At 41.2% G+C, this 26,151-nt stretch carries 28 protein-coding genes and 1 pseudogene; 12 read left to right on the top strand and 17 right to left on the bottom strand.

Annotation, left to right across the window (positions count from 1 at the left end; all coding sequences use genetic code 11):
* The first annotated feature begins 26 nt into the window (after nt 1–26).
* A complete protein-coding gene (gene hemQ / locus ABC255_RS01145) occupies nt 27–770 on the top strand; it encodes a hydrogen peroxide-dependent heme synthase (protein ID WP_412990975.1) in 744 nt (247 codons plus the stop codon).
* A 213-nt stretch (nt 771–983) separates the two neighbouring features.
* Nucleotides 984–1,448, top strand: coding sequence for a spore coat protein GerQ (gene gerQ, locus ABC255_RS01140; protein ID WP_412990974.1), 465 nt, complete (start codon nt 984–986; stop codon nt 1,446–1,448).
* Between the two features lie 43 nt (nt 1,449–1,491).
* Here gerQ and ABC255_RS01135 read toward each other — a convergent pair whose 3' ends face one another.
* The 14 genes and pseudogenes from ABC255_RS01135 to fdhD all read right to left on the bottom strand — a co-directional run bounded on the left by ABC255_RS01135 (nt 1,492) and on the right by fdhD (nt 14,360).
* The gene (locus ABC255_RS01135) at nt 1,492–1,863 is read right to left on the bottom strand and encodes a DUF423 domain-containing protein (protein ID WP_307306651.1); all 372 of its coding nucleotides are present in this window, start codon (nt 1,861–1,863) and stop codon (nt 1,492–1,494) included.
* Nucleotides 1,864–2,081: 218 nt separating this feature from the next.
* Complete coding sequence (locus ABC255_RS01130) at nt 2,082–2,369, bottom strand: YwdI family protein (protein WP_412990973.1); 288 nt, start codon at nt 2,367–2,369, stop codon at nt 2,082–2,084.
* A gap of 132 nt (nt 2,370–2,501) precedes the next feature.
* Nucleotides 2,502–3,521, bottom strand: coding sequence for a MoeB/ThiF family adenylyltransferase (locus ABC255_RS01125; RefSeq protein ID WP_412990972.1), 1,020 nt, complete (start codon nt 3,519–3,521; stop codon nt 2,502–2,504).
* Between the two features lie 29 nt (nt 3,522–3,550).
* A complete protein-coding gene (moaD, locus tag ABC255_RS01120; RefSeq protein ID WP_412990971.1) occupies nt 3,551–3,784 on the bottom strand; it encodes a molybdopterin converting factor subunit 1 in 234 nt (77 codons plus the stop codon).
* Nucleotides 3,777–4,241, bottom strand: coding sequence for a molybdenum cofactor biosynthesis protein MoaE (locus tag ABC255_RS01115; RefSeq protein ID WP_306074443.1), 465 nt, complete (start codon nt 4,239–4,241; stop codon nt 3,777–3,779). The genes moaD and ABC255_RS01115 overlap by 8 nt, the downstream gene beginning before the upstream one ends.
* Nucleotides 4,242–4,255: 14 nt before the next feature.
* Nucleotides 4,256–6,178: a molybdopterin biosynthesis protein gene (locus tag ABC255_RS01110; RefSeq protein WP_412990970.1), complete on the bottom strand. Its 1,923-nt coding sequence runs from the start codon at nt 6,176–6,178 to the stop codon at nt 4,256–4,258.
* A 14-nt stretch (nt 6,179–6,192) separates the two neighbouring features.
* Nucleotides 6,193–7,425: a molybdopterin molybdotransferase MoeA gene (locus ABC255_RS01105; RefSeq protein WP_412990969.1), complete on the bottom strand. Its 1,233-nt coding sequence runs from the start codon at nt 7,423–7,425 to the stop codon at nt 6,193–6,195.
* A gap of 25 nt (nt 7,426–7,450) precedes the next feature.
* Nucleotides 7,451–8,044, bottom strand: coding sequence for a molybdenum cofactor guanylyltransferase (gene mobA, locus ABC255_RS01100; protein ID WP_412990968.1), 594 nt, complete (start codon nt 8,042–8,044; stop codon nt 7,451–7,453).
* Nucleotides 8,045–8,059: 15 nt separating this feature from the next.
* Nucleotides 8,060–8,869 carry a formate dehydrogenase accessory protein FdhE gene (locus ABC255_RS01095; protein ID WP_459564441.1) on the bottom strand — a complete coding sequence of 270 codons (810 nt, stop codon included), beginning with the start codon at nt 8,867–8,869 and terminating at the stop codon, nt 8,060–8,062.
* A gap of 94 nt (nt 8,870–8,963) precedes the next feature.
* The gene (locus ABC255_RS01090; RefSeq protein WP_412990967.1) at nt 8,964–9,710 is read right to left on the bottom strand and encodes a formate dehydrogenase subunit gamma; all 747 of its coding nucleotides are present in this window, start codon (nt 9,708–9,710) and stop codon (nt 8,964–8,966) included.
* Nucleotides 9,703–10,533 carry a 4Fe-4S dicluster domain-containing protein gene (locus ABC255_RS01085; RefSeq protein WP_412990966.1) on the bottom strand — a complete coding sequence of 277 codons (831 nt, stop codon included), beginning with the start codon at nt 10,531–10,533 and terminating at the stop codon, nt 9,703–9,705. Before ABC255_RS01085 ends, ABC255_RS01090 begins: the two co-directional genes overlap by 8 nt.
* 2 nt (nt 10,534–10,535) lie before the next feature.
* Nucleotides 10,536–12,935 (bottom strand): annotated as a pseudogene (gene fdnG, locus ABC255_RS01080) (formate dehydrogenase-N subunit alpha); the annotation flags it as partial.
* A 12-nt stretch (nt 12,936–12,947) separates the two neighbouring features.
* Nucleotides 12,948–13,520, bottom strand: coding sequence for a twin-arginine translocation signal domain-containing protein (locus ABC255_RS29690; RefSeq protein WP_487247421.1), 573 nt, complete (start codon nt 13,518–13,520; stop codon nt 12,948–12,950).
* A gap of 78 nt (nt 13,521–13,598) precedes the next feature.
* On the bottom strand, nt 13,599–14,360 hold the full coding sequence (fdhD, locus tag ABC255_RS01075; protein ID WP_412990965.1) for a formate dehydrogenase accessory sulfurtransferase FdhD: 762 nt from the start codon (nt 14,358–14,360) through the stop codon (nt 13,599–13,601).
* Nucleotides 14,361–14,838: 478 nt separating this feature from the next.
* Here fdhD and pdxK point away from each other — a divergent pair, with 478 nt between their 5' ends.
* The 3 genes from pdxK (at nt 14,839) to bshB2 (ending at nt 17,084) form a co-directional block, all read left to right on the top strand.
* Nucleotides 14,839–15,666, top strand: coding sequence for a pyridoxine/pyridoxal/pyridoxamine kinase (pdxK, locus tag ABC255_RS01070; RefSeq protein WP_412990964.1), 828 nt, complete (start codon nt 14,839–14,841; stop codon nt 15,664–15,666).
* A 377-nt stretch (nt 15,667–16,043) separates the two neighbouring features.
* Nucleotides 16,044–16,394: a YojF family protein gene (locus tag ABC255_RS01065; RefSeq protein ID WP_412990963.1), complete on the top strand. Its 351-nt coding sequence runs from the start codon at nt 16,044–16,046 to the stop codon at nt 16,392–16,394.
* An 18-nt stretch (nt 16,395–16,412) separates the two neighbouring features.
* A complete protein-coding gene (gene bshB2 / locus ABC255_RS01060; protein ID WP_412990962.1) occupies nt 16,413–17,084 on the top strand; it encodes a bacillithiol biosynthesis deacetylase BshB2 in 672 nt (223 codons plus the stop codon).
* A 36-nt stretch (nt 17,085–17,120) separates the two neighbouring features.
* On the opposite strand, the gene ABC255_RS01055 is transcribed toward bshB2, so the two are convergent.
* On the bottom strand, nt 17,121–17,864 hold the full coding sequence (locus tag ABC255_RS01055; protein WP_412990961.1) for a Crp/Fnr family transcriptional regulator: 744 nt from the start codon (nt 17,862–17,864) through the stop codon (nt 17,121–17,123).
* 226 nt (nt 17,865–18,090) lie between these two features.
* On the opposite strand from ABC255_RS01055, the gene ABC255_RS01050 reads away from it, so the two are divergent.
* The 7 genes from ABC255_RS01050 (at nt 18,091) to ABC255_RS01020 (ending at nt 24,726) form a co-directional block, all read left to right on the top strand.
* The gene (locus ABC255_RS01050) at nt 18,091–18,534 is read left to right on the top strand and encodes a cytochrome C (protein WP_412990960.1); all 444 of its coding nucleotides are present in this window, start codon (nt 18,091–18,093) and stop codon (nt 18,532–18,534) included.
* A 17-nt stretch (nt 18,535–18,551) separates the two neighbouring features.
* Nucleotides 18,552–20,420 (top strand): Sec-dependent nitrous-oxide reductase, encoded by a 1,869-nt coding sequence (gene nosZ, locus ABC255_RS01045; protein WP_412990959.1) that lies wholly within the window; start codon nt 18,552–18,554, stop codon nt 20,418–20,420.
* A 68-nt stretch (nt 20,421–20,488) separates the two neighbouring features.
* Nucleotides 20,489–21,055, top strand: coding sequence for a hypothetical protein (locus tag ABC255_RS01040; RefSeq protein ID WP_412990958.1), 567 nt, complete (start codon nt 20,489–20,491; stop codon nt 21,053–21,055).
* Nucleotides 21,052–22,392, top strand: coding sequence for a nitrous oxide reductase family maturation protein NosD (nosD, locus tag ABC255_RS01035; protein ID WP_412990957.1), 1,341 nt, complete (start codon nt 21,052–21,054; stop codon nt 22,390–22,392). Before ABC255_RS01040 ends, nosD begins: the two co-directional genes overlap by 4 nt.
* Complete coding sequence (locus ABC255_RS01030; protein ID WP_412990956.1) at nt 22,356–23,153, top strand: ABC transporter permease; 798 nt, start codon at nt 22,356–22,358, stop codon at nt 23,151–23,153. The genes nosD and ABC255_RS01030 overlap by 37 nt, the downstream gene beginning before the upstream one ends.
* Nucleotides 23,150–23,827 carry an ABC transporter ATP-binding protein gene (locus ABC255_RS01025; RefSeq protein ID WP_412990955.1) on the top strand — a complete coding sequence of 226 codons (678 nt, stop codon included), beginning with the start codon at nt 23,150–23,152 and terminating at the stop codon, nt 23,825–23,827. The genes ABC255_RS01030 and ABC255_RS01025 overlap by 4 nt, the downstream gene beginning before the upstream one ends.
* Nucleotides 23,824–24,726 carry a FixH family protein gene (locus ABC255_RS01020; protein WP_412990954.1) on the top strand — a complete coding sequence of 301 codons (903 nt, stop codon included), beginning with the start codon at nt 23,824–23,826 and terminating at the stop codon, nt 24,724–24,726. Before ABC255_RS01025 ends, ABC255_RS01020 begins: the two co-directional genes overlap by 4 nt.
* A gap of 85 nt (nt 24,727–24,811) precedes the next feature.
* On the opposite strand, the gene ABC255_RS01015 is transcribed toward ABC255_RS01020, so the two are convergent.
* Both ABC255_RS01015 and ABC255_RS01010 read right to left on the bottom strand, forming a co-directional pair.
* Nucleotides 24,812–25,045 carry a hypothetical protein gene (locus ABC255_RS01015; RefSeq protein WP_335528399.1) on the bottom strand — a complete coding sequence of 78 codons (234 nt, stop codon included), beginning with the start codon at nt 25,043–25,045 and terminating at the stop codon, nt 24,812–24,814.
* A 14-nt stretch (nt 25,046–25,059) separates the two neighbouring features.
* Entirely contained in the window at nt 25,060–26,142 is a 1,083-nt protein-coding gene (locus ABC255_RS01010) for a PQQ-dependent sugar dehydrogenase (RefSeq protein WP_412990953.1), read from the bottom strand.
* Nucleotides 26,143–26,151 lie beyond the last annotated feature (9 nt).

The raw sequence follows: 26,151 nt of genomic DNA, 5'->3' as shown, positions 1-26,151 counted from the left end.
AGAATGATTATTTAGGAGTGATTTTAATGAGTGAAGCAGCTCAAACGCTTGATGGCTGGTATTGTTTGCATGATTTCCGTACGGTTGATTGGACGACTTGGAAAATGCTCACCAGTGATGAACGCCAGTCCGCGATTCACGAGTTTTTAAGTCTAGTTGAAAAATGGAATCACACACAAGAACGTAACGAAGGCAGCCATGCTTTATATACAATTGTTGGTCAAAAAGCAGATTTCATGATGATGATCTTACGCCCAACAATGGCAGATCTAAATGAAATTGAAACAGAATTTAATAAAACAAAATTAGCAGAATTCACCATTCCAGCTCATTCCTATGTGTCTGTAGTTGAATTAAGTAACTACTTGCCTGCTGGCGAGGATCCATACCAAAACCCACAAATTCTTGCTCGTCTATACCCTAAGCTTCCTAAAACATCTCATGTTTGTTTCTATCCAATGGATAAGCGCCGTCAGGGCAGTGACAACTGGTATATGCTTCCGATGGAAGATCGCCGCAATATGATGCGCAGCCACGGAATGATTGGTCGTACATATGCAGGAAAAGTGAAGCAAATCATTACCGGTTCTGTTGGCTTTGATGACTATGAATGGGGCGTAACGCTTTTTGCTGAAGATGTTCTTCAATTTAAAAAGCTTATCTATGAAATGCGTTTTGATGAAGTAAGTGCACGCTACGGTGAGTTTGGTGCCTTCTTTGTTGGCAACCTATTAGAGGAAGAAAGAGTTTCTCGTTTCTTACATGTTTAAGACTTAAGTCCTCAGCTCATGCTGAGGACTTTTTTTGTCATTTTCATAAGTCATATTTCCCTTTCCCTCCTCATACTAATAAAACAGCGAGTCTTAAGTTACAGCTGGCGAATCAGCTCAAATCGGGATCATCCCGATTGTCACCATTTAAGTGTTTATGGAGTATGAATAGACTGTTGGGCATTCGTTTAGTCATTTTTAGGAGGGAAAAAGATGAATCAATATTATAACCAACAAGGGTATCAGCCTTATCCCGTTAGACAGCAAGGCGGAAATCAGTATCAAGGCCAAGGAGGATTTTTTCCTGGTCAACAACAGCAAGGGTTTCCACAGTTTCCACAACAAGGAGCTCCTGCAGGCACGCCTGCAGCTTCACAGCAGCCGCAGGGAATGCTGCCAATTGAACAATCGTACATCGAAAATATTTTACGCTTAAACAAAGGGAAGTTAGCAACTGTTTATGCAACCTTTGAAGGCAACAACCAATGGAATGCCAAAAAATTTGTTGGAATTATTGAAGCAGCGGGACGCGATCATCTTATTTTAAGTGATCCACAAACAGGTCAGCGTACGCTCATCCCAATGGTAGCTTTCGATTATGCTACATTTGATGAAGAACTTGAATACGAATACCCTTTTGGGGCTTCACCTGGTTTAAGTACTTTCCCGCCAAGATAATAGAAAAAGGCATTGGAACTCAAGTCCAATGCCTTTTTCTATTTTATAAATCTTTTACAGTCCCAATAATCATTAGAATCCATCCTGCTAAGAAGCAAACTCCTCCAAGCGGTGTGATCGCGCCCAGCACTCCTACCTTCGTTAAGCTTAAGACATATAGACTTCCACTGAAAAGAATAATTCCTACTAGGAATAGCCAACCTGACCAAGTGAAGAATGTACTCGCCGCCACTTTACCTAACAGAATTCCAATCACCAATAGTGCAGTTGCATGAAACATTTGATAGGTAACACCTGTTTTCCATATATCTAGATAATAGGGGTCTAGTCTATCCTTAAGTCCATGGGCACCAAAGGCCCCAAGCGCCACCGCTAAAAAAGCGTTAATAGCTCCGATAATAATAAAAGTCTTCATGTTTTCCCCTTTCTTCTACTCATAGTTTAGCTGTGTTAAAGGGGTCTGTTGATTTCCGCTCCAGGCACTTCGCTTTCCGCGGGCGGTCCGGGGAGCCTCCTCGGCGCTTAAGCGCCTGCGGGGTCTCCCCTGCCCCGTCCTCCCGCAGGAGTCTACGTGCCTTCCGCTCCAATCAACATAGTGTACTAATCATCATTTAGCTTTAACACAGCGATCTATTAAAAATCAAATAGCGAGTCACCGTTTGCTTCGTCTTCCATTTCTATTTTTTTTGGTTGGTTTAATGTTACTGGCTGCACAAAGGATGGCTGTACGGTTACAGGCTGAAATGCCGGGACAGGATTTTGTGGTGCTTCCTTGGATCTTTGTTTTTCATCTAGGATCAGCTCGCATAATATTTTAATAGAGTACACTTTTTCCCGCAAGTTTTCGGGGCGAGGGCTGTTTTTCGCCAGCGTTAATTCCTCTTCGATTTTCCTTAATAATTTTTCTACCGATATATTCACGATTATAAACTCCTCTATTCCGTTCTCACTATCATCATACCAAATTCATCCGGCAAATAAAAATTCGACATGTTTCACGTGAAACATGTAGGTTTATGTCACAAAAAAACCCGTACCAATAAGGTACGAGTTCTATCCTAAAATTCTTTGATATATAGATTTGGCATGGGTTAAATCTTTTGTGCCATGGATAAGAGCACGTCCGTCGTTGAAGATAACCATGCGTTCTGAACCCATTTCTACTGACAAAAGATAGGGATTGCCCTTCACGGAATAACCCAGTGTGCTCAGCTGTCCTGCCAGCTTCTCAAGCGATATTTCACCTTGTGTCGATGGACGAATTTGTACCGTATCCCGGCCGCATAAAACAGTAGTTTTTGTCATGTTTTCCGAGTCTAGGTAAGGATACGTCCTTTCCTCGCCGCACGATAAACAGCCAGCGAATTTCGCCTTCCCCATTTTCAAACTAGTATATTGGTTTCGCCACAAGTCAAAGCTTACAAATGAAGTTCGAACGGCATCCCAATCCTCGACAAGCATTTTGAGCGCTTCAGCACTTTGATGAGAAATCACCATCTGGACTGCAGGCGAGATAATTCCGCCGGTATCACAGGTTAATCCCTGCATTGGAATCGTCCGTAACAAACAATTTAAACATGGCGTTTTCCCTGGAATAATCGAAAAACTCATCCCATAACTGCCAACACATGCCCCGTATATCCAAGGAATCCCATACTTTTGTGAAACATCATTAATCGCCATCCGCGTTTCAAAATTATCGGTCGCATCCATAATAATATCCACATCTTTTACCAAATCCTCGAGCATTGCTGGAGTGGCATCGCCAATAATAGCTTTAAGTTCAACGTCCGAGTTGATCGCCTTTAGCCGTTTTTCAGCTGCAGCCGCCTTCGGAAGCTTTGCCGCCACATCTTCCTCTGTATAAAGCTGCTGGCGCTGAAGGTTGCTGGCTTCTACATAATCTCTATCAACGATCGTGAGCTTTCCAATCCCAGCACGGGTAAGCACTTCAGCATTTCCAGACCCCAGTGCGCCCGCTCCAATCATTAACACATGCTTCGAGCGGATTTTATCTTGTCCTTCTTTTCCGATCCCTGGAAAGAGGACCTGTCGTGAATATCGTTCATCCATTCTGTTTTCCCCTTTTCCAAACAACCGTATCAACCACCGCTTACTGGCGGAATAAAGGCAATTTCATCACCATCTTGAATGACTTCATCATCTTGGGCAAATTCTTCATTTACAGCCGTCATAACACTATCTAATTTTGAAAGATTGTAATTGCGGACTAATTCTGCTTTTAATTCAGCAACTGTTTTGCCGCTTGCATCTATCTTAAGAAACTCTTCTCCGACTGCGTCGCGTAAATGAGCAAAAAATAATACTTTATTCATTTAAGTCACTCTCCTCAGGCTTGCCACTAGGATAAGCGACGGTTTCGAGCTGATTGCCCATCCACTCTTCACCATCTTCCCAATGTTCTTTCTTCCAAATCGGGACGATCTCTTTAATCCGCTCAATGGCATATCGATTCGCATCATAGGCATCGGCACGGTGGGGAGTAGAAACGGCAATAACCACGGCGATATCCGTGATATCCAGCCTGCCCACTCTATGGGTAATCGCGACCTGAGCACCTTCCCAGCGCTCTTCAATCTCCCTGCCGATTTGCTCCAATTTTTTCACAGCCATCGCTTCGTACGCATCGTATATTAAAAATAATGTCTTTTTTCCTTTGGTTAATTCACGAACGGTTCCAATAAAAGTAGTGATCGCTCCCGCATTACGCTGAACAACCTTATCTATGACAGATTGAATATCAATCGGTTCTTTTGATATTTGAAAATTCATCTTATGCACCTCTTTTAGACCAATTTCTTTAGCTCTGCATTTTCGACCACTTCATATCCGCCGATTTTTTCGACCTGCTGTTTAAAGTTTGGTGATTGGATAATATCGATTAACAGTTTGCCACTTTCACTTTCGTAAAAGCTCCTCGTCATCACTAAATCGTATTCTTCATCTGCTACTGGAACAAAATCCAGGTTCATAGCTTTTGCCGCTGGATAGATTCCTAGTCCTGCTCCATGATTGTCTCCATTTACCTCGGCTGCTACAGCTAAGTGTGAAAACATTTCCCGTTCGTAACCGGTAATCTCTTCTGATGAAATACTGTTCTCCTCTAGCAGCATATCTAAAAGGATCCTCGTTCCTGCACCCTTTTGACGGTTGACGAAGTTCGCTTTTTTCTCAAATATATCTGCCACCGTTTCAATACTAAGCGGATTTCCCTTTGGTAAAATCCATCCTTGCTTTCTTTTTAAAAATGGATAGAGGACAACATCCAATCCAGCTAATATTTTCTTAACATATGAGATATTATATTGCTTTGTACTAGGGTCAAGCAAATGAATGCCCGCTACGTGGGCCTCTCCTTTTCGAATCGCCATGATACCAGCCATACTGCCAACATGGGAGGAAACTATTTTCATATCAGCACGTACTCTTTTTAGCTGAGATGATAAAAGGTCGATGGTTAAATCATGGCTTCCGGAAAACATAATGGCGTTTTTAATTTCCTCAAGCGGTCTCAAAAGCTCCACCTCAGCAAATTCACCCTGTTCATAGCCACTTACGTTGGCTGGTACGACAAGAAGGCCATCTGCCCGAACATAGGACATCGTTACACCGGCTGCTCTTGTCAACGGGTTAGCAACAAACTGTCCATTCACATAGCCGATATTCATTCGTACAAAATCTTCTGCACCCATACCTGATACAATCCGGCGGCCAAGCTTGACACTTACAGTCTGTCTTTTTGGCTCAGGTATCTGTAAATATTTGCAAATTAGCGGGCGTACAAACCACTCTAGTGCTAAATAGGCTGAAACAGGGTACCCTGGAACACCTACGACAATCTTTTCATTTATTTTTCCTAAAATAACCGGTTTACCAGGTCTTGCGGCCACACCGTGGGTAAAGACCGTGCCAATTTCACCAATGATATGAACGGTATAATCCTTTGAACCTGCTGATGATCCAGCATTAATAACGATAATATCAGAGTCTTTCGCAGCTTGGAGCAATACAGACTTAATCTTTTCAGGGTCATCCTTCACAATTCGGTTAAGTCTTGGCTCGCCGCCCCAGTCTTTTATAAAATTCGCAAATACCGTTCCGTTAAATTCAATAATTTTTCCAGAAGAAAGTTCGCTGTCTGCTTCAACCAGCTCATTACCTGTTGGTATAATGGTAACCACCGGCTTCTTTACAACTGGAAGTTGAAGCTGCTGTCCGGCTAACAGCACTCCTAAATCAGCTGGTCTTAGAATATGTCCTTGTGGAAAAAGCATTTCCTCCTGTACGATATCTTCACCGATTGGACGGATATGCTGCCAAGGTGTTGCTGGTTCGATAATTTCAATCGTTTCCTCATCAATCATATCGACATGTTCGATCATTATTACCGCATTAAATGGAGCTGGAATCGCGTTTCCTGTATCTACAATCGTAAAATCGGCCCCTAACTTTAGCTGTAGGGGATTTTGCTCGTGAGCGGTGTACGTTTTTTCAGCGATTACGGCAATTCCATCCATTGCCGATGCATGGTAATGAGGCATGGAAACATTGGCAAAAATCGGCTCAGCGGTTACACGGCCAAGGGCATCACTGGTTGGTAACATTTCTATTTCAAGGGGCAGAGAAAAGGCCTCGAGAATTTCTCGCTTTGCTAAAGGTCGGGGTTTGTCCTCCAAATATATTTTCCGTTTATACGTTTTGCGGTCCATCTATTTTATCCCCCTCATCGTGTTGCAATCACAGGAACATAGTCTCCCTGTGAAATACCCTCTTTTTCTGAACTAATCTCAACAATTCCATCGCTTTTTACTAATGTTGTAATTAGACCTGATTTCCCTATGATAGGCTCTGCCCACCATTTTCCTTCTTTTTCGAACAAACGCACACGAATATAATCAGAGCGGCCAGGTGCCGAAGGAATATTTTTGGTAATCCGTGCAAAAATTCGATCAGGTTTTTTATCGATTTTTTCGCCTTTTAACTTTTGAAGTATTTTTTCGCCAAAAAGCATGAAAATAATCATTGCAGAGGCTGGGTGGCCTGGTAAGCCAATGATAGGTTTTCCATTTGCCATCGCAAAGATTGTAGGCTTTCCAGGTTTAATAGAAATACCATGGACAAATACACCTGGTGAACCTAAGGACCCGATCACATCTGTGGTATAATCCTTTGCCCCGACTGAGCTTCCTCCAGAAAGAATTAAGCAATCAACCTGTTGATAAAGGTTTTGTGCTTTTTGTTGAAACTCTTGAAAGTCATCCTTCCCTATTCCACCATAAACAACCTCAACATTCCACTGTTTTGCGAGGCTGGCAATCGTCAAATAGTTAATATCACGGATTTGACCTTCTAAGAGTTTTTCTGTTTGATAGGGAACAATTTCATCACCAGATGATAGATAACCCACCTTGAGCCTGCGATAGACCGTAACATGACTAATGCCAAGCGAAGCGATTGCGCCTAACTCCTGAGGTCTAAGCATCGTCCCTTCTGGAAGAACAACTTCCCCTTCGCGGATGTCTTCACCTGCGCGAATGATATTCTCACCAGGAGCCACTGACTTGTAGGTGTTTAACAAACCATCGTGGTCTTCACAATGCTCAATCATGATAACGCTGTCACTGCCCGGAGGAATCATCCCGCCGGTTGGCACATAGACTGCCTCCCCCTGTCCTACAGGAATGGAAGCACTCTGACCCATTTTCACCTCGCCAACTACTGTTAAAAACCCTGGCATGGAATCGGATGAACCATAAGTGTCCTTTGCTTTAACGGCATATCCATCAACGGTAGAACGGTCAAAGCCTGGGACATTTTCCTTCGCGGTGACGCACGCCGCGGTTATATAATGGAGAGCCTCTTCAAGGGAACGCTCCTCCGTATCTTTAATAGCTGGAATTTTTTCTTCGATCATCGCGAAGGTTTCTTCGACTGTTTTCACCTTGAAAAATTGCACTATGCCTTACACCCTTCCTGTTTCATCAGCTATTGAGCCACTTTTTTGCATCCTCATAATCATGCGGGTGATTCATATTGAAAAAGACACGTTCCATATCAATGCTGCTATAGATCTCTAGATCTTTTTCCGTAACATAAAGGACGTTCAAATGCGCAAGCAGATGTTTTATTGGAAGACGTCCATTTTCAATACATTCTTCAATTTTATTTACCGTCTTCTTTTGAAAAACTGCACAAAGGGTTTGCATTTTTCCATTAATCACTGGTACTAAGGAATCATAATGGTTAATCTGATTCACAAGCGTTGAAGCAAGTTCTCCAGAAATAAACGGCATATCACACGCTACAATGAAGTTCACATCATAGTCTGAGGCCATTAGGCCGGCGTGAAAGCCTGCCAGCGGTCCCTTTCCAGGATAGTGATCGGACACCATTTTCACCCCTAAGAATTGATAGGAATCCAGATCATTGGTAACAAGAATGATGTCATCAAAATAAACTTTAAGGCTATCAACCATTCTTTCTATTGTGGTTTTCTCATTTAATTTTAGGAGAGCCTTGTTCGTGCCCATTCTGCTAGATTTTCCACCTGATAAAATAATAGCCGCAGCTTTCATGAATAACGCACCTTCTTAATTTGTTAATTTTTCCTGACCGATCGCATGGTAACCTTGATCTTGCGCTACGAAGTCAAGGTGAATTGTATTTAAGTCCAGCATGGCAGCTGACGGCTTGCTGAGATATTGTCTTGTATCTATCACTTTAATATATCCTGTACACTTTTCGCAAACCTGAATTTGTGAGGAAGCGTCACCTTCAATGGTCAAGAACAGAATAGTTTCGTGATCATCATTACCGCAATGTACACATTCAATTCGTTTTGCATTCCAATGTGCCAGACAGCGAGGACACGTCATTACTTTTTTCCCTTCAGCTTCAAGAACAGCAAGTCTAGCAGGTTCACCACAAACAGGACAGCCTGCTCCAGGAACAGCATGAGTGATTTCGTGTTGAATTTTATCTGCTGTAAGCTGCAGGTAAGGTCTTAGTGCTGTTTCGGCAAGAAATTGCGGAATCCATTCCTCAAGTTCATTTTCCTCAGCGAAACCTATAAAATAAACACTGTTAAAAGAGAAGGCTTCGTCAATCCAGCGAATCGCTGTTTCTTCGTTTAATAACGTTAAGACATCAGCAAGCTTTGATTCCAGCTCAGAGTTGTTTTTAGTTAAAAGTGCATTTATCTCCTCTATCCACTGTACGAATAGTGAAATTTCGAAATTAATAGACGCTAATGCCGCCGCTGGCACTCCTGCTGACATTGCCGCTTTATCTAGGTTTGGAATAATGGATTCTGGATTTATACTCTTTTTCCAATTCTCTTGAAGGGTCAAAATATCCTTCTGTAAATTCTGATATTCTTTCGAAACAACAGATTTTTTCATTGAATTGCACCTCTTTTGTTTTTATAAACCAATGGCTGTCCTGTTACAGACAGCCATTTTGAGTATTTACGTTCATACAGGCTGATGATTTAACTTAAGCGCCTTTTTTCTTTTTCTTATTCGGTGTACCTGGTGTTCCAGGTGTGGTTGGTTTATGCGGATCATCAAGTTTAGGGAAGTTGCCTTTTGCGACTTCTTCCTCATACCATTCTGTATAGTGTTCATGAGCCCACCATGCAGGTACTTCACCTGTGATAACACCTGTATATCCTGGTTTAGAGTTTTTGTGTATAACAGATAGATAGATGTGTCCGACTACTACTGCGATCGCTAGACCAAAACCGACGTTGTGTAATAAATATCCCCATTGAACAACTGCTCTTGGGAAGAATTCAGGAAACCACATTGGAATACCTGAACCAATAATCAAGAATGCTGTCAAAATTTGAATGATTGAGTTAATCTTTTCACCAGCGTTAAAGAATGTTTGTTTAACATGCTTGAAATTGAAACCGAATAACTCTTTTACAAACTCTGAAAAGAACTCTAAATCGCGCTTCTTCCACGTAACAAGTTCCTTCATCCAAAGCTTAAAGCCTTTGAAGTCAAAAATAACCCAGATGAACGTTGGTGTAATAAATGCTACTGCAAATATTCTATGGAGCAGACGTGCACCTTCTGGTCCGCCAAGCACCGGATATAACCAGTCAAAAAACTCTGTGTACATTGGTAAAGCTGTAATATATAGGGCGATAAATGAAATCGCGTTAATTGCGTGCGCCCAGACAAATGCCTTCGAAAAACGTTTTACCTTTACTGTCGAATTTTGAGGTTTACTCATGGTGCTCACCTCCGGCTTCGTTTTTACCATTCTTTTTCTTACTAATAATTGTATTGGTTATAAAAGCTCCGACAACTGCCATTGTTGTTGCACCAATCATCATTTTACCGATTGGCTGTGCATAGTCTTTCCAAACCACAGCGGATGTTGGAACTTTAGGGTTTTCAGGTAAGCCATATACAGATGGCTTTTCGGCAAGTACATAAACGGTGTGAGTTCCGCCAACACCTTGCGGATTATAGACCATTGCGTTAGGATAGCGGTCTTTAATTTGTTTCACACGTTCTTCTGCTTTTTGAATCATTGCCGCCTTGTCGCCAAACTGCATTGCTCCTGTATGACAAGTTGTTACACATGCAGGCTGTAAGCCTTCTTCAAGACGATCTGTACACATTGTGCATTTATTAGCTTTTCTGTACTTATCACCATTTTTATCAACATATTCCTTAAGGGAAATGACTTCAAATGGACAGTTATTTACACAATACCCACAGCCTACACATTTTTCATGATCGATTACAACTGTACCAAAGTCAGTGTAGCTAATTGCGTCTTCAGGGCAGACCTTTTCACATGCCGCGTCCGTACAATGGAAGCATGCAGAGTGACGGAAAAGATAGTCAAGACCGCCCTTAGAGTTTTCATGTTCGATATATTGCAATACATTCCAAGTATCAGCAGTTGTTTTTGTATGTGACTGAGCACTTCCGAGAAAATCCTGCGGTTCTGCTGGAAGGTCATTCCAGTTCTTACAAGCAACCATACAAGCACGACAGCCATCACATTTGGTTACGTCGACAAATTTCACATATTCAGTCGCCATTGTTAAGCCCTCCTTACGTCACAGAGGAATGCCTTATATTCAGGAATTGTCGTATTTGCATCCCCGATATGAGGTGTCAGGCGATTAGCTGTTTCCCCAGTTGCGATTCCTTTATAACCAAAATGCCAAGGCATTCCGATTTGATGAACGTTTTTGCCATTAATCTTATGAGGTTTAAAGCGCTTCGTTACCATCGCATATGCCTTTACCTCACCACGTGCAGAGCTGACAATGACCTCGTCTTTATTTTTAATGCCTTTTTCTCTTGCTAGCTCTTCGCTTATTTCAATATACATATGAGGTACAAGTTCCGATAACCATGCTTGGTTACGAGTCATCGTTCCAGACTGCCAATGCTCACTTACCCGGTAGGTAGTTGCAACAATTGGGAAGTCTGCCTTGAAGCCGCGTTCATTGAATTTACCATCAAATAGTTGAATGGCTGGGTTAATTTCTTGGCTAGAGAATTGATTTTGTACTGGGCTTTCAAATGGCTCATAGTGTTCTGGTAATGGACCATCATTTAATGTTGGAGCAAATACTCCGCCCACACCATCATTCATCATAATGAATGGATCTTCGAAGCCAGCATCACCAGGCTTTCTCGTTGCCACAAAGTCAGGTACGTCCACTCCTGTCCATTTGCCTTGTACCGCGTCATACCATACTACAGCTTTTTCTTTGTTATATGGCACACCACTTGGATCACAAGAAGCGCGATTGTAAAGGATACGGCGGTTCATCGGCCAAGCATATGACCAGTTTAGATACAAACTCATTCCTGTATCTTTTTTGTCACGGTTTTTCGCACGGTTCTTTCCTTCTTCAGGGTAGAATCCGCAATAAATCCAGTTACCTGAACATGTTGATCCATCGTCCTTTAGATTTCCAAACCCAGCAATTAGTTTTCCTGTATTGACATCGTATCCGTTAATTTCTTTACATACTAAGTCGATATCAGGATGATGTCCCTCACCATAATTCCAGTAAAGAGCATTGATTGGTTCAGCCACTGGACCTGCTTCATTTTTATATAAACCTTTAATTCTAGTTGCAAGCTCATGGATAATTTCCAGGTCTGCCTTTGATTCACCAAGCGGCTTAATTGCCTGCCAACGATACTGCATCCAGCGAGCACTGTTTGATATGCTTCCTTCTTTTTCATAAGAAGAACATGCTGGCAGTAAGAAGACTTCGGTATTAATCTTAGCAGGATTGCTTCCTGCTTCTGTTTGCCAGAAAGCAGATGTTTCTGTTTCCCAAAGGTCAACGGCTACTAACCATTTTAAATTAGAAAGAGCTTCTTTTTCTTTACCTGCATTTGGACCGCCGACAACCGGATTCGTTCCAAATAGGAAGGCGCCCTCTAACTTGCCGTCATACATAGCTTTAAATAGGTTAATATGTGAATAGTTTTTATTACCCTTTGGCAGGTACTGGTAAGCGAATTCATTTGCTGCCGTTGCATTTGGTCCATACCAAGCTTTTAATAAGCTGACAATGAACTTAGGTTTATTGCTCCAATAGCCTGTTTTTGGCGTTTCTTTTTCTAAGTGTCCTGTTAGAGTGGCATTCAATGGGTCTGAAGAAGTCGGTGCATTCAAGTAACCTGTCAAGTTACCATATAACAATCCAAAATCTGTGGATCCTTGTACGTTAGACTCACCGCGCATTGCGTTAACTCCACCGCCTGGCAAACCAATGTTACCAAGAAGCAACTGAATGATTGCAAACGCACGAACGTTTTGAGTACCAACTGTATGCTGGGTTGTTCCCATTGCGTACATGATCGTTCCTGCTTTACCCACTTGACCCGTAGCACAGAACGCTTTATATACTTTTAATAAGTCCTCTTTTGGTGTCCCAGTAACTTTTACAACTGTGTCAACATCATAGCGTGAATAATGCTGTTTCATTAATTGGAAAACAGACCTAGGATGCTCTAAGCTGAAATCTTTTACTAGCTTTCCTTCAGCGTCTTTTTCAAAAGCCCACTGTGTTTTATCATAGGAGCGCTTGTCTGCGTTATATCCTGAGAATAAACCATCTTCAAATTTAAAGCTTTCTTTTACAATAAAGCTAGCGTTTGTATATTTAGCAACATACTCTTTGTGATAAAGATTATTATCAAGCGCATATTTAATCATCCCGCCAATAAAAGGAATATCTGTTCCAGAGCGTAATGGTGCATAAATATCTGACATTGACGATGTTCTTGTGTAACGAGGGTCAACGCTTACTATTTTTCCGCCATTCTCCTTCGCTTTTGTTAACCATCTAAAGCTGATTGGATGGTTTTCAGCAGGGTTTGCGCCCATAATCAACGCACAATCAGTATATTGCACATCATTCCAACTGTTAGTCATTGCTCCACGACCAAATGAAGGTGCCAGACCGGCAACCGTAGAACTATGTCATATTCGTGCCTGGTGCTCTAAATAGGTAACACCAAGCCCTCTCATCATTTTTGCAAGCAGGTAAGTCTCTTCATTATCAAGAGCTGCTCCGCCAAGGCTCGCAATGGCCTCGGTCTTGTTCACTGTCATGCCGTCTTCACTAACTACAAAAGATTTGTCACGTGTTTCTTTTGTACGCTTGGCAATGGTTTCATACATCCATTCCCAGTCTTTTTCTACCCATTTATCACTGCCTGGTGCACGATAAAGCGGTTTTTTAATTCGCTTTTCAGAGGTGTATAATTGTCTGATGGTGGTACCCTTGCTGCATAGCTTTCCTTCGTTAATTGGGTTATCCGGATCCCCTTCCGTATAAACCACTGTATTGTCCTTTGTATGAACTAAAATTCCACAGCCAACGCCGCAAAAGCAGCAAATGGTTGGTGTAACAGTTGATTTGGCAATTTTGAATTCTTTTGTGCTGGCATGAGCCTTTTTCTCATTGAATCCGAGCTCAACTACCGCAAGAGTAACCGCAGTAGCACCAGACAACTTCAAAAATTGCCGGCGGTTTAAGTTGATTTCAACCATTTTTCTATCTCCTTCCCAGTATTGAATAGAACATCCCTTTTTTCTCTAGTCTTAACCTTGGCCTGTTTATTCCCCCTTTCAATGCATCTCTACAGCGGGTATTTCCACTAAATCATTTTCAACTCGGCCTGTTGAGGTATAGATATTAGCCATTTTCCCTCGTAAATAACCAATTACCTCTATATTTAAGTATTTTGCCAGTTGAACAGCCTGCTTGGTGGCTGCCGTTCTTGACCCAATAACAGGAAAGCCAAATTTCGCTGCCTTGGAGAGCATTTCATATGAAACCCTTCCGGTTGTTAGTAAAACTAACCGTTCAGGCTGCAAACCCATTCGTATGGTGTGGCCAATGATCTTATCGACTGCATTGTGCCGCCCAATGTCTTCACGGACGGTGATATTGCCTGCCTCATCAACGATACAGGCTCCATGCATTCCGCCAGTTTCCAAATAAAACGGTGAATTTTGAGCAAATTCACTTCGCTTTTTTAATAAATAACTCAATTTATAGCTGTGTTCAGAAGACACTTTTTGAAAATTTTTCACATCGGTCATCGAGAAAAATGTAACTCCGCGGCCACAGCCTGCTGTATAGTGCTTCTTCTTCGTAAACAACTCTTCTTCATTAAAGCCATTTAGAAGTGAGACATTAATGGTGCCCATTTCCTCATTTATGCTAATCGATCCAACATCACTTGATCCGTGAATAAATCCTTCAGAAAACAAATAACCATAAGCCCAATCCTCTAAATCATGTTTTGTTAGCTGAAATACGGCAATCTCATACCCATTTAACACTAAGGAAATGGGGTATTCATCAGGACATCCTTTGCGGTACATTGATTTCCCTCCTCTGTAGGAAATACCTTCATGGCGTTTCAATTGTAATGATGTTGCCGAGCCTTCTCAGCGACATTTATCACAACACATGCAGTTCAAAATAAATTAGCTATGCAATTTGAATTTATAATAAATATCGTTGCCTCAATCTCAGGGCTTTGACAGATCTCGGTAGAATTTGTGTCAGTTTATCGAACTTTCGCCTAACTCAATTGCTTTAGCGCTATATACGGATAGTTAAACCAAATTTTGTAAGCGATGCCATTTTAAAAAGTGTATCTTTAGTACTATCGTACGATGAGTCCTTTTTCTCTGAAGTAAGATTTATCACATAAAACGATTTAATTAGGGTATAAACGGTCAATTGTCATTTTTCTGACAAAATCAGAGCATTTGCAAAAATTCTGCTATATTTTCTAGTTTGTTTTATAATAGGAATAGTGAAAAAATCACCAATGTGTTTTAAGGAGGAGTACATATGACAATCAAAAAGGTTATGACAATTGCTGGTTCAGATACGAGCGGGGGTGCTGGAATTCAAGCCGATATTAAAACATTCCAAGAGCTAGGTGTTTATGGGATGACGGCACTGACAACCATCGTTACGATGGATCCAAAGGATTGGCACCACAGTGTGTTTCCTATTTCAGTAGAAACTCTAAAACCACAAATTGATACTGTCCTATCTGTAGGAATCAACGCAATGAAAACAGGTATGCTCGGCACAGTTGAGATTATTGAGTTAGTAGCAAAGGTTATCGATGAACATAAATTGGAAACTGTTGTGATTGATCCTGTTATGGTTTGTAAGGGCGAGGATGAAGTATTAAATCCAGAAACAACTGACGCTATGCGCGAACTGTTATTGCCACGTGCCTTAGTTGTGACACCGAACCTGTTCGAAGCAGGTCAATTAGCTCAAACCGGACCGGTTAAAACGTTAGAGCAGATGAAAGAAGCTGCTATAAAAATACACGATTTAGGTGCAAAGTATGTTGTCATTAAAGGCGGAAGCAAGCTTTTAACAGAGGAAAAGTCAATTGACCTTTTATATGATGGCAAAGACTTTACAGTGTTTGAATCTGAGAAAGTGGAAACAAACTTTACACATGGAGCAGGCTGTACCTTCTCTTCAGCGATTACGGCAGAACTTGCAAAAGGAAGTTCTGTTGTTGAAGCGGTTGAGGTTGCAAAAGACTTCATTTCAGCGGCTATCAGCCAAGGCTTCCGCTTAAACGAATTTGTCGGACCTACATGGCACGGTGCCTACCGCGGTGCAAAAACTGAATACTGCACAGATTGTTAATCATTAAGCCGTTCACTTTGAACGGCTTTTTTACGTGATGGTTGTGTTAAAGCCAAACTTTATATTAGCACTCTGTTGATTTGCGCGGAAGGCACGAAGACTCCTGCAGGAGGACGGGACAGGGGAGACCCCGCAGACGCTTTAGCGTCGAGGAGGCTTCCCGGGCCGCCTGCGGAAAGCGAAGTGCCTCGGGACAGGCAAAGAACGCCTGTCCCTGCGATGATTATTCAAAGAAGCCTTCCTTAGTGGAGCGCAAATCAACAGACAAATTTAACACAGCCTTTTTTAAAGCAAGGATTTCGCTTTTTCATTGTGATTTTAGTATGATAGTAACATTATTAATTTACATACCTTGCACAGGGAAAGGAGAAAGAATTATGGAACCGATTAAGGATTATCGCCAGGTTCAAGAAGCGATTAACGCATACACGAACCAGGATGTATATATTCATCTAGAAACTACAAATGGTGCCTATGCATCTCATCATGATCAGACTTTCTTTTCAGCAGGTGCCTATATCCGCAACGCATTAGTACGATACGAAATTGGGAAAATCACTGGAAATGATCCCTATCGTGTTGGCTTAAAAATAAACCTTGGCTGGATTTACGCAGAAGGTCTTACTCATTTTGAAGTGGATGAGCAAAACCGTTTGCTGCTAGCCGGTCATGATAACAATGGAAAACTCGCGGTCGCTCTTGAAATTAGCGCTACACCGTTTGAGTAAAGGAAGGAGGAGCCTATTATGGAAAAAGAACGTCATGTATTAGTCGTCTTTCCACATCCGGATGACGAAGCTTTTGGAGTGTCAGGAACCATTGCTACTCATGTACAGAATGGTACTCCTGTCACTTATGCTTGTTTAACCTTGGGCGAAATGGGACGCAACATGGGGAATCCCCCTTTTACGAATAGAGAAAATCTCCCAAAAATTAGAAAAGAAGAACTTAAGGCTGCTGCTGCGGCATTAGGAATTCAGGATTTAAGAATGCTTGGGTACCGTGATAAAACGGTTGAATTTGAAGACGACGAAAAGCTTGCGAATGCTTTTGTTTCGTTAATAAATGAGGTAAATCCATCATTAATCATTACTTTTTATCCAGGGTACTCCGTTCACCCTGACCATGACGCCACCGGTGCGGCGGTCGTCAGGGCCGTAGAAAAGCTGCCTGCTGCCGAACGGCCAAAACTGCACTGCGTTGCTTTTTCAAACAATTGTGTTGAAGAGCTCGGTGAGGCAGACATCGTCCTTAATATTAGCGCCGTTGCCGATAAAAAGCTCGCTGCGATTCAGGCACATCGTTCCCAGACAGAGCAAATGTTTGGCGACGTGACTGAGAAGCTAAAGAACCAAGACCCGCAAATGATGGTCTGGATCAACAACGAACGTTTCTGGACGTATAAATTCAAAAACTAACCCTTCGTCAATGACGAAGGTTTTTTTTATACGTTTTTAATACGTTTGATTCATAAGTGCACAAAGCCTGCACATATCAAGAATAATGATTTTCCGTGATTTCATATCGATGATTCCCACTTTTTTCAATTTCGAAAAAACCCGGCTTACACTTTCCCTCGTTGTCCCTACCACAGTTGCAAATTCTTGAATCGTCAAGGGAATTTCAATGTTCCATCTCGAAGTGGAGGTATTAAATTTATTCCCTAATCGCTCCAACGTTTTAACCGTCTTTGCATAAACATCTAACAACGCCACGTCCCGTAAGGTTGAAGTCATCTCACGCAACGAATCACTCATGTATTGGATCATTTGAACAGCTAGCTCTGGATATTCATGAAGCCCCTTCTCTAATTCCATTTTATCTAAAAAGAAAAGCTGTCCGTCTTGGAGCATAGTAGCTGTCGCTGGATACATCAAAGAGGTTTTAGAAAATAAACAAGCCTCTGCAAACACATCACCCTTTTGCTTCATACAAACAATGATCTCATTTCCGCTTTCATCCTGTTTCGTTAGCTTTACCGCGCCCGTATGAATAAAAAATACCCCTTTGGCCGTTTCATCCTCACAAATTACTTGTGATCCTTTTTTAACGGTTAACGTCTGAATACGATTTGCGATAAGACGCAAGGATTTTTCAGATAAATCCTTGAAAATGACAATTCTTCGCAGAAAGTCCTCGATTTTCAACGCTCTTACTCTACCTAATGGCTGTTCCTCTAAAGCATGTACGGGATTCATTCTCCCCCTCCTCTCTGTAAACCTCAAATACTTGTACCCATTGTAGTAAAAAAAATCACAGCTCGTAGTGATTATCTTCACAAAACGTTCAATTTTTAAAACACTTACATTTCAACACCCTTCACAAAACGTTCAATATTACACAAAAAACAGTGAAGTTTATCACAAATTTACGCCTGAAATCCAATTAGGATGAAGTTGTTGATAGACAGAAGGAGGGGGAAGTATGAATAAGGCAATTATTAGCTTTGCGATTAGTTTAATAGTTGGTTTTGGTCTTGGATACTTGGTGTTTGGTGTCGTTATGGGGGATTCAGATAAACAACCTCAGGTCGCTCAAACAGAACCAGCAGAAGGAACAAGTAAAACAGAAGATCAAAACACCGGGACAGTAAAGGAAACGGCTTCTGTAGATGAAGAAAATATTCTCAACAGTAAAGGATGTCTGGGCTGTCACGCAGTTGATGCTCTTGGTTTAGAAGGTGGAGCAACCGGACCGGATCTATCAAAGGCCTTTACAGACGTTGAAGGAAAGCATGGCAAGCCGATTGAAGAATTCTTAAAAGAGCCAACATCAGCGGTTATGTCCGGCGTTATCGGCGGCAACCCATTAACAGATGAAGAACGCACGCAAGTATTAGATATGTTGAAACAGGCTTCTGAAAAATAAAAAAGGTGGTGTTATAGATGAAGAAATGGGTTCCAATCGCCTCTGGTTTACTCGCCGGTTTTGTTGCAGCAACAATTTCCTTTGCTGATTTTTCAAAAAGTACAAACAATGAAGTCGCTTCTAGTAGTAACAAAAGCAATGCAGAAAAAGTTTATGTACCATTCGGTGAAAAAGATGATTACTACTTATTCGCATCAGGTGGACACTCCGGTCAAATGTTTATCTATGGTGTTCCATCCATGCGTCATATCCGTACAGTACCGGTATTCTCTCAAGACTCTGCAACAGGATATGGATTTGACGAACATTCTAAAGAAATGATGGGCGGCTATACGTGGGGAGACCTGCACCACCCGGCATTCTCTGAAACAAAGGGTGACTACGACGGTAAATACATGTTTGCAACGGATGTCGGAAATAGCCGTGCAGCCGCAATGGATTTAGAAACGTTTACCGTAAAAGACATTATCAATGTCCCAAACACAAGCGGTCCGCACTGTGCGGCGTTCGTTACGGAAAATACTGAGTACATGTTCTTGCCAACACGTTTCGCGGTTCCAATCGGTTCTGAATACAAGTCTTTAGATGAATACAGCACCGATTACCGCGGAGTAATGTCAGCGGTAACGTTTGATCAAAACCAAGAAAAACTAAACATTGCCTACCAGGTTGCGCTTCCGCCATGGTCTTATGATTTATCAGACGCTGGAAAGAAAAGCTCTGCAGATTGGGCAGTTATGACAACTTATAACACAGAAGAAGCGACTACGAATCTAGAAATTAACGCCTCACAGGCTGACCGTGATTACATTATTCTTTTTAACTGGAAAGAGCTTGAGAAAATGGTTGCAGACGGGCAGTATGATGAAGTTACTGGTCAAAAAATGATATTCCCTGAAAAGCATAAAGGCGGAATTTACCTAGTACCTGTTGCGAAATCCCCACACGGTGTGGACGTAACGCCAGATGGAAAACACTTTATTGCTTCTGGTAAACTAGCACCATCGATGACAGTATTCTCTTTTGAGAAAGCATTTGAAGCGATTGAAAAACAAGATTTCGCTGGCGAGAGAAACGGTATTCCGATTATCAACTACGATTCTATTATGGAAAGAGAAGTTAACCCTGAAAATGCACTTGGACCGCTTCACACTCAATTTGATGACAAAGGAATGGCTTATACAACGATGTTCATTTCTTCTGAAATTGTGAAATGGGATCCAAAAACAGGTGAAACGTTAGACCGTGTTCCTGTTCAATACTCTCCAGGACACTCTGTAGCAGCTGAAGGTGACACTGTTTCACCTGACGGAAAATGGCTGATTGCCTTGAACAAAATTGCAAAAGACAGCTATTTATCTGTTGGACCATCACATCCTGAGTCCATGCAGCTTATTGATATTAGCGGTAAAATGAAAGTGATTCAATCTTCACCTGTAAATCCTGAGCCACACTACGCTCAAATCATTAAGGCAGATAAGATTAAAACGATTGAAGTTTATCCAAAGGACGAAAACAATAAGCTTGCGACCTACAAGCAAGAGGACGCAAAAATTGTCCGCAATGGAAATGAAGTACATGTCTACGGTATCGCCATGCGCTCGAAGTTTATCTTTGACGCCAAAGCTAAACGTCCTGATGTGATTGAAGTCAATCAAGGAGATAAGGTGTTTATCCACTTAACGAATACAGATTTTGATGAGGATATTACCCACGGATTTGCCATCAACAGCTATAACTTAAACATGGAAGTACAGCCTGGCCAAACGAATACGCTAGAATTTACTGCAGACAAAGCAGGTACGTTCCCGCTTTACTGTACTAACTTCTGTTCAGCACTGCACCAAGAAATGACCGGCTACTTCCTTGTAAAACCAAAGCAATAATATGTTGGCGATGGGTATCAATTGAATCAATTGGTACCCTTCTCCGTTTTAGAAAGGACTTGTTTTACATGAAGGCAAAAAAATTATCCATGGTTTCATCAATACTAATTGCCCTTGCTGCCGTCCTTGTCGGACTTTCATTATTCTTTCCTTGGTGGCAGATGATTTTCTTTGCTCCTCAGTATCCAGAAGGGTTAAATATCATTGTTTATCCTAACAAACTCGAAGGCGAAATTGATATTGTTAATGGTTTAAACCACTATATTGGAATGGAAAACTTCAGTGAAGAGAATTTCCCTGAATTAGCGTATCTATCATACTTAGTGATTGGTTTAGCCGCGGTTACTCTCTTGACAGCCATCCTGCGAAAAAAATCGGTACTATACGGATTAATTGGTTTGTTTATCATTGGCGGCAGTCTAGGTGTTTGGGACCTTACACATGCCCTTCGTAAATTTGGTACCAACTTAAGCCCAACCGCACCGATAAAAATCGACCCCTTTGTGCCGCCGCTTTTAGGGCATAATACAGTTGCAAACTTTGTCACAGAAAGTGTACTTGGCTACGGCTCGTATTTCCTAATTACAGCCTTTATTTTATTATTGATTCCGTTATGGAAGGATCGAAAAAGATGAAAAACTTACTGCTCTTTCTTTTCGTTTTCTCTATCATTATTCTAGTATTTCCTGAGAAAAATAGTGCTGCCGAAAACTTGCAAGCCATGATCGACAGTTTGGAAGAAGGAGCAGTATTACAACTCGAAAATAAAACGTATGAGGGCAATATTGTCATCAATAAATCAATCACCTTAGCTGGCACTGTTAACACCGTGATAAAAGGAGATGGAACTGGAAACGTCATCTCTATTAAAGCTCCTAACGTGACTATTAAAAAACTTAGTGTCACAAATAGCGGCATGGACCGTAACTCTGCTGAGGAGTATGCCGGGATTAAGATTTATACCAACGGGAATGTCATTGATAACATTAAGATTACCGAATCCTTTCATGGAATCTATTTAAGCCAGGCACACCACAATAAAATCTCTCATGTTGAAATCAAAGGCATGGGTAAAGGGGAAATTGCCGCGCAGGGTAATGGAATTCATATCTATTACTCAAATAATAACCTCTTAACCCATAACAAGATCGAAGGTACGCGCGATGGCATGTTTTTCGACTATGGTAACAAAAATGAAAGCTATCAAAATAATATTAGTAACACACGGTACGGTCTGCATTACATGTATTCCGATGAGAATATTTTTAAGAAAAATACATTTACGATGAATACGGGCGGCGCTGCGGTCATGAATTCTAATCATCTCGTATTGGAAGATAATCATTTTATCGTAAACTATGGAAACCAATCCTTTGGATTACTGCTGCTGCAAGCCAATGATAATCTTATAAAAAACAATACGTTTTACATGAACCAAAGAGGAATTTACATTGACCAGGCTACAAGAAACAGTTTTGAAGGCAATAAAATTTCTCAAAATCAAATTGGGATTGAGCTTTGGTCCAGTTCCAATGAACAAATTTTTTCCAGAAATCTGATCACAGAAAATACTATTCCCGCTGTTACCATAGGTGGAAGTGGTGAAAACAATTTCTGGAGTCATAATGGCACAGGAAATGACTGGGGAAGCTCCTTCCCGCTCACCGATTTAAACCAGGATGGTATAGGGGACTTTCCTATAACCTATCGATCTTCATTGTATCAACTGCTAGAAGATCAAGAATTATCTTATTTATTTTTAAAAAGTCCAGCACTGCCTATCTATGAAAAAATGAATGCAGTGTTGATGGACGAAAAGGTTATGTTTAATGACCCGCACCCGCTAGCCGCTGCCAAAGGCAATAACCATATCATCCTAATAGCTGGGGTATTGCTGGCCGCAGTGCTGATTTTACTAAAAGGGAGACATTTACTATGCATTACATTTGGAAGGAATGGAAGGAAAACATAAGGGGAAAAGGATTATGGCTCGCTTTAAGTATCATTGTTCTGATTTCAGTCAGTATCTTGTTTCGTTCCACCGCCCTTTCATTTGATAAAGGCTTTTATGTCCTCTTAATTAATTTGTTTGATACGATTATTTATTTCATCCCGATTCTTTGCCTGTTTATCGGCGCATTCTCAATCTTTCAGGAAAAGGAACAAAAGACTTTAATCATGCTGCTAACCAAGAAAGATAATTATACGAGCTTTTTACTGCGAAAAAGCTTAGGTCTCTACACGGTTGTCCTTGTTCCAATCTTAGTATGGTTCTTTCTCTATTTACTATTACTAAAGTTTAATTTCCAACTAGATATGAAGGCTTATTTCATCTTTATTTTGGCGATTGTGGCTATGTCACTTATATTCCTGCAAATGGGCGCCGCAATTGGTAGCTTTAGCACTTCCAGAATGCAGATCATCGGATATACGATTTTTGTCTGGTTTTACTTTTTCTTCTTACACGATTTTCTCTTACTATCACTACTGCCTGACATTACCTATGAAAATGTAAAAGTATTTTCTGCAGGCTATTTTTTAAATCCCTTGCAGTCTGTAAGAATGTTCCTTGAAACAGGCATGGGTGTTTATTCATTTGGTCACATGTCAAGGCTTCTCCAGGCTTTCATGTGGACAAAGCCAGTTTTCTTTTTACTCGGAAATCTGATATTTTGGTTCATCACATCTATCGCAGCAGCGATTATTTTTCACCGTAAGGAGGGCTTTGAATGATTACGGTATCGGGTCTAAATCAATCCTTCGGGAAAAAATTAATCCTGGAGTCGATCAATATTGAGATTCATAAACATGAAATTTGCGCACTTGTTGGCCGTAATGGTGCCGGGAAGTCGACTTTTATTAATAGTCTTCTTGGTCTTCTTCCTGTGAAACAAGGGTCGATTACCATAAATGGAGTTCAAGTCACGAAGAAGAATCATGATTGGAAAAAGGCCATTGCCTACTTGCCAGAAAAATTTCAGCTCTATCCAATGTTGACTGGGCTTGAGAATATTACCTTTTTTGCAGAAGCTGTTTCTAAGACAGTTAACCAGGAACGCATTGAAAATGTCCTTAAATCAGTAAGTTTATGGGATGACCGCGATATGCAGGTAAAAAAATATTCTAAAGGCATGCTGCAGCGCCTTGGATTAGCCATCACCCTTTATCAGGATTCCAGTATTCTGATTCTCGATGAGCCAACAAGCGGGATTGACCCCATGGGACGAAGGGAAATTTTAGAAGTATTAAAATCACTTCATGATAAAACCATCCTGCTCTCCTCCCATCATCTCGATGAGATCAAACAGGTTTGTACACATGTCGCTTATTTAAATAAAGGAAAAATGGAAAAATACACCGTGGAGGAATTCTTACAAACACATAATCTTGGAGGGATAGAATCATGAAAAAAGCGATGAGGTTGACCGCACTGCTGTTATTGGCGTTGCTTGCAGGCTGTAGTGCCGACCCTGAGTATAGTATTGATATCACAAAGCCACTCTACCAACAGCCAGATAAAGAAATGCCTTTTGAAATTCAAGTAAATGCAAAGGATGAGGGCGTAACTGGGCTGGACGTTTCAGCAGAATTCTCCATGACCAATATGGACCACGGGATGACGAAAGTGAAATTAACGGAAGGGGAAGATGGCACCTATTCTGGTAAGGTTGAACTTCCGATGCCCGGTAAATATGAAATACTCTTTATCTTAGAAAAAGATAAGGAAAAGACTGAAAAGGTAATCAGTTATGAGGTGGAAAAAACTGAGGGTGTTGCTTCGATTAACGGAGAATGGATTACCGATGAAGATGTAGACTTCTACAAGTTTATTAATAATCTCCAGCTTGCGATCAATCGCGAAACAGACCAGAAGCGCTATACCGGTAATCAATTGAAGGAAGCATTAGCTTACTGGGATTCACAAGAAAAGCTGGTTGAAGACCAAAATCAATTACTAACACAAATCATCCGCCTTCGCTCAATGGCGATGCTTGCAGAAGAAAAAGGCCACACGGCAACTGACGCAGAAATCGAAACAGAAATCAACAAGGTCCGCGCTCAATACGATCAGTTCGAATCAGCAAAAGCCATGATTAACGAATACGGAGAAGAAAAATTTTGGGAAACTGAAAAACAACAATACCAACTCATCGTCCTCTCCCAAAAAGTACAAAAAGACATGATAGAAAAAGTAAAAAAAGAAAACCCAGAAATGAGCCAGCAAGAAATCAACTTCCAAGCCCAAAAACAATACGAAGAACTCCTAGTATCACAGGTTAACTTATTGAAAATAGAGATTCTTTAAACGGTGACCATTTAACGGTGACAGGCACCATTTATTCAAAATCCATCATTTATGCATTGGATTTTGAATAAATGGTGCCGTTGTTTTAGTCTTCGGGTGTGTTAATAATCTTTATGGTTTTGAAGCCGAGGTTGATTTTGTAGTTTAGGTTCCAGTTTGCGCCTTGGATTTCGATTTCGTTTTCTTGGAGGGTAAATCTGAGCATGACGTCATTGTCTTCATCGATAATGACGTAGGAGTTTTTGTTCGTAAAGATTTGATACGTTGGATGGGCAATCAGTGTCCATCCATATTGTAATTTATTGCTTTTTGTCGTCATAATCACACCAGCCTTTACCCGTTCAGATTCGTCAGCAACACTCGGTACAATTTGTCATCTTTTTCATCAGGATTCCCTCTGCCGTCTGTATTGTTACTGATAAAATAGAGGTATTCATCATCGACATAAACATCACGTAATCTTCCTAATCCAGTAATAACCGGACTTGTCGTATTTCTTTTAATGTCAAACTCCCGAATTGCATTTCCTCGTAATGTAGCTACATACAACCTACCGTCATGTGCCGCCATTCCTGATGGAGCCCAGGTTTCATTGCCAGACTGGAACAACGGTGTCTCCATTCCGGTTTTCTCTTCATTTCCTTGGATTACCGGCCAGCCATAATTTGCTCCTGGCTTTATTAAATTGACTTCATCGTGTGCAGATTGACCATGCTCACTCGCATACAACGTATCACCCATCCACACCAGCCCCTGAGGATTCCGATGTCCATAGCTGTAAACATAGGAATTTCCAAAGGGATTATCACCTGGAATACTGCCATCTAAATTCATTCTTAGAATCTTCCCATTTAGGGACGTTTTATCCTGAGAGAGCTCCGGAGTAGTGGCATCACCAGTGGTAATGTAAAGCTTGCCATCACGACCAATCTTCATACGACCTCCGTGATGGTATGCTGCACTCGGAATCTTATCAAGAAGAATCCTTTCTTCTTTCCATTGATTCCCTTCAAACTGCAATACAACCACTCTGTTAAACTGTCCCTGCCCATTCTCATACGTATAATAAGCAAATGCCTGATGATTGCCAGGAAACCCCGGATCTAGCACAAAGCCAAGCAGTCCAGCTTCTGCCGCTTTCGCGAGCGGTTTTTCTAACTCTACTTGCTGCCGTTCCATTTTTCCATTATCAATTTTCACGATACTTCCTGTTCGTTCACTCACATAAAAAGTCTCATTGACCGCACTTATCGACCATGGCACGCTTAGTGTATCAGCAACTACTTCAATCTCTGGCTGCAGGACGATTGCTTCATCCTCTTCATGGTTCTTCGGCTGCAGATTTTCTTTTTCAAAAAGAGAACAACCTGATATCAATAGAATCATCGATAATAAAATGGAACACACTTTGAACATCCATCTCTT

Source organism: Neobacillus canaveralius (assembly GCF_047237705.1).
Taxonomy (GTDB): domain Bacteria; phylum Bacillota; class Bacilli; order Bacillales; family Cytobacillaceae; genus Neobacillus; species Neobacillus niacini_K.
Note: the sequence above shows the minus strand (reverse complement) of the source record. Positions and strands in the feature narration are given on the sequence as shown.